1 protein-coding gene and 1 pseudogene are annotated in these 1,849 nt (G+C 62.5%); one reads left to right on the forward strand and one right to left on the reverse strand.

Annotated features, from left to right (window positions below; all coding sequences use genetic code 11):
* Window positions 1-398, reverse strand: a pseudogene (locus EOA24_RS36410) (sugar ABC transporter substrate-binding protein); the annotation flags it as partial.
* 289 nt (window positions 399-687) lie between these two features.
* Between EOA24_RS36410 and ugpC the strand changes: the two are divergent.
* Window positions 688-1,746, forward strand: a complete 1,059-nt coding sequence (gene ugpC / locus EOA24_RS36415) for a sn-glycerol-3-phosphate ABC transporter ATP-binding protein UgpC (RefSeq protein WP_126082445.1) — start codon at window positions 688-690, stop codon at window positions 1,744-1,746.
* The last annotated feature ends 103 nt before the right edge of the window (window positions 1,747-1,849 follow it).

Raw genomic sequence — 1,849 nt, forward strand, 5'->3', positions numbered from 1 at the left:
GCCTGGGCAAGGTCGATCCAGCTGATCTTGGCGCCCGTATAGGCCTCCCAAGGCTTCAGGAAGCCGCGGAACAGCACGTTGTGCAGGTTCTGGTTGTTGAGGCCCATGAAGGTGAGCTCGACACCGGCGAACTCGCCTTCCTTGACGTTGGCCTTGGTCGCTTCGAGGCAGAGCTCGCCGACCTTCTGGAAGTCGGCGTCGGTCGGCTGGCCTTTGCCGACGCCTGGAATCTGCAGGATCTTCGCCCGCAGGCTGTCATCGGCCGCGGCAGGCCGCGTCAGCGCGCCGAGCCCGGCGCCGGAGGCGGCGGCGATTGCGGCCATCGAGGCCGCGCCCTTCAGCACATCGCGGCGGCTGGCGCCGGCGCGCATCAGTTTTTCGTACAGGTCGACTCTCATCTACAGGTTCCTCCCAGAACAACAGCGATTGAATTGAAGTGCCAATCTCTCGGACGTGGAAACGTCTCTCGGTTCTCCTCGATCATACGGGGACGTGGGACCCCACCCTGCGTCGCCGAAGCTCCGATCTCAGGGTAACAGGCCTGCGTCGGATTGGCACTCGCCACTATTTCGCGTAATCGATTACCTTGTCAACAAGATTGGCTTTTTATCTATAAGGTACCGACTTGCCGTTGCCCTTGGCAATGGCTAGCTTCACCGCAAAACATCAAAAGATAAAGGGGAGACGATGGCTCAAGTCGCGATCAGCAGTGTGGCCAAGGCGTTCGGAACCGTCAAGGTCCTGCATGAGGTCAGCGTCGATATCGCTGACGGACAGTTCGTCGTGCTGGTCGGCCCTTCAGGATGCGGCAAGTCCACGCTGCTCAGGATGGTGGCCGGGCTGGAGACCGTTTCCGGCGGCACGATCTCGATCGGCGAGCGCGTCGTCAACAACCTGCCGCCGGCCAAGCGCGACATCGCCATGGTGTTCCAGAATTACGCGCTCTATCCGCACAAGACGGTGGAGCAGAACATGGCCTTCGCGCTGAAGCTGCGCGGCACGGATCCAGCTGTCGTCGCCGAACGTGTCAAGCGCGCCGCCGACATCCTCGACCTCGCGCCCTATCTCAAGCGCTATCCGCGCCAGCTTTCGGGCGGTCAGCGCCAGCGTGTCGCGATGGGCCGCGCCATCGTGCGCAATCCGCAAGTGTTCCTGTTCGACGAGCCGCTCTCCAACCTCGACGCCAAGCTGCGCGTGCAGATGCGCACCGAGATCAAGGAACTGCACCAGCGGCTGAAGACCACGACGATCTATGTCACCCACGACCAGATCGAGGCCATGACCATGGCCGACAAGATCGTCGTGATGCGCGACGGCCGCATCGAGCAGGTCGGCGCGCCGCTGGAACTGTTCGACCGTCCGGCGAACCTCTTCGTTGCCGGGTTCATCGGCTCGCCGGCGATGAACCTGCTCAAGGGCACCGTGAGGAAGGGCGAGAAACCGGTCGTCGACATTGCCGGCACAGCGTTTCCCATGCCCGCCAACAGTGCCGGCGAGGATGGTCAGACGGTCGTCTACGGCGTACGCCCGGAGCACCTGGAGATCCATCCCGACGGCGTCGAGGCCAAGATCTCGGTTGTCGAGCCGACCGGCTCGGAAACCCTGGTGTTCGTGCGCTTCGGCGAGGGCGAGATGGTGGCGCTGTTTCGCGAGCGCCACGACTTCAAGCCGGGCGATACGCTCAAGCTGAAGCCGCGTCTCGACCAGGTCCACCTCTTCGACGCCGAAACCGGCAAGCGACTTTAGATCTTTACGCAATTCCGGACGGAAAACCGCCTTTCCTGGAATTGCTCCAGACCGCACACAGACTTCCGGGAGGAAACCATGCTCAAAGGGATCAATCCGCTGC

The organism is Mesorhizobium sp. M2A.F.Ca.ET.039.01.1.1, assembly GCF_003998035.1.
In the GTDB taxonomy this organism is placed as follows: Bacteria; Pseudomonadota; Alphaproteobacteria; order Rhizobiales; family Rhizobiaceae; genus Mesorhizobium.

What these genes read in the sequence shown, in the direction of transcription:
- ugpC (WP_126082445.1), top strand. Translation starts at nt 688, where the DNA reads ATGGCTCAAGTCGCGATCAGCAGTGTGGCCAAGGCGTTCGGAACCGTC.